Raw genomic sequence first — 2,190 nt, forward strand, 5'->3', positions numbered from 1 at the left:
AACAACAAAACCATCTTAAAGAAGAGAGTAGAATTTATAATTGATTTTTTCCCCTATTCTTGAGGATCAAGCCATTTTCAGTCTATTTTTTTAATCTTGGCTATTATTCTTGATTTTTCGAGCCCTTTATTTTGCTCTGGTAAGAAAGGTGTGAAAGCGTCTCAATCATGGCGCTTTCACATCTTTTAAATAAGAGTGCTTTTCTTCAACAGGAAAGTACAACACTAATCAATTTTTATATCCATAAATGCGATTTTACCATCTTTAATATAAGTAATATCAGGAGCATGTTTTACCCCTTCTGCTTCAAACACGAACTGTTCATCACTCACCCCTTCAAACCCTTGTTCCCTTAATTCTTGTTTTTTCTTCTCAACTAATTTTTTATGAAAATCTCGTTTTTGATTACACAAATTAAGGTTTCTATCTCTAAAAAGCTGATAGTCCATGGCTATAGACCACTTCTCAGCAACCCGTTCCAGTAGATCGTAACTGAACTTTCCTTCCCTTTTCACTTCTTGAGCAATCACCATCGCGCGTTCCAAATAGACTTTTTCAATGGTTTCATCAAAGCCAAGCTGGTCCCCTGCCGTAAAACTTTCATCATAAGAAGCTAAAGTCTCAACATCGCCCAGCAAGGCAAGAGCAGCAAGATGCAGCAAAGCATAAGGTGCGAACTCTACGTCTCCATCCGTTGCCCATGATAAAGAATCTTTTTCCCAAGGGGGAATACCATATTGAGAGCGAAACATTTCATGCAAAGAATCATCTTCCATTGTCCATTTTAAAGTTTTATCGAGTGCTTTCTTTAAAAGCTGAGCGCTCACTTTTTCTTCAAAAATTTCCAATCCATTGGGTACAAAATTCATAAATACCGTTGGCACAACCCCAGAATTATGAGGATTAATCGTCTGACAAGCCGCCGCAAAAATACCGCTCATAATTAAAAGTCCGCGATCAAAAGGCGAAAACTCTTCCACTCGTTTCTCGTTATAAAGAAACTGCACTTCGCGATCTGGTAAAAAGAGGGTTGCCAAATAATCTCCCTTTCCCTCGATTTCCACCGACCATCCCAAGCTTTTTAAAAGCCCTGTTGCACTTTCTATCGTGAGAATTTCATCATCATCATAATCGGCAGAGAACTCTTTTTCCTTTAGTTGCAAACGCCTCTCCTGCAGCACGGCTTCATCTTTCCAAAACTGCTGCGTTGCAAGATCATTTTCTTGAAGCACTCTTTCCAGCTCGCCTTTCACTTGGAAATTCATTTTCATCCGTTTGAAGACAGAGGTATAAAGAGCTAAAACAAGCATGATAATGATCATGCAAATAACAATCATCACCCAAAACAGGGGATCTAATAGAAATACGGCTATAGGATCACTGTTCATTTTTCCCCTCTCAGTCTTTACAAAGCCCGTGCGACAGAGAGCTTATGTGCTCTCGCACAGAGATTGCTTCTTCTAGTTTCTGAATATTTTTGTACAACTCACCCGTCACTTTGGTGCGAAGCCGTAACATCACCGGAATCAAGAAAAGTGCACAAACCGTTATGATGTCCGTTGTTTTAAAGAGAACGGCATGCACAACATATTGCCACCCTGTCAGCTGCCAATTCAATACACCTGGTATTTCTAGAACCATTTTCCACATGATAATGAGAACCGCAATAGCAAAGATAATTTTATAATCCTTTGCTGAGAGCAACACGTGCTGGAGCGAAAAAGAATGCGCTCCTTTATGCGTTTCTTGCTCTGATGTCCAATTTTGCTCCTTCATGTATTCCCCTCTCACTCTTGATGAAAAGACCCGTGTGACAGAGAGCTTATTTGCTCTCACACAGAGATTGCTTCTTCTCGTTTCTAGATCTTTTTTTCCAATTTACGCATTATGATGATGCAAAACCCAAATATCACCGAAATCAAGAAAAGTACACAGGCCGTTATGGCTTACGTCATAATAAAAATAATAATATTCCTGCTACCTTGCCACCCTCTTACCTTCCTCACATTGCAAACAATAAAGATTTTCAAACCACACCAATCTGTAAACAATAGTCACAATTCAGCTTTTTCTTCCTAAAAATTCTCCTATTTTCAAGAAAATGACCCTGCATCCCCACTTCAATAGGATTCATTTCAAAGCTTGAATGAACAAGGCTCCTAAAAATACGAAAACAACCCATATACCGCG

2 protein-coding genes are annotated in these 2,190 nt (G+C 39.1%); both read right to left on the reverse strand.

All coding sequences use genetic code 11. From position 1 onward, the window contains the following. Positions 1-224: 224 nt before the first annotated feature. The gene (locus tag ACFIQE_RS09740; RefSeq protein WP_375640879.1) at positions 225-1,388 is read right to left on the reverse strand and encodes a DUF6990 domain-containing protein; all 1,164 of its coding nucleotides are present in this window, start codon (positions 1,386-1,388) and stop codon (positions 225-227) included. A gap of 10 nt (positions 1,389-1,398) precedes the next feature. After that, the gene (locus ACFIQE_RS09745; protein ID WP_375640880.1) at positions 1,399-1,776 is read right to left on the reverse strand and encodes a hypothetical protein; all 378 of its coding nucleotides are present in this window, start codon (positions 1,774-1,776) and stop codon (positions 1,399-1,401) included. Positions 1,777-2,190 lie beyond the last annotated feature (414 nt).

Source organism: Bartonella sp. AA1HLJMS (assembly GCF_042197445.1).
Lineage (GTDB): Bacteria > Pseudomonadota > Alphaproteobacteria > Rhizobiales > Rhizobiaceae > Bartonella.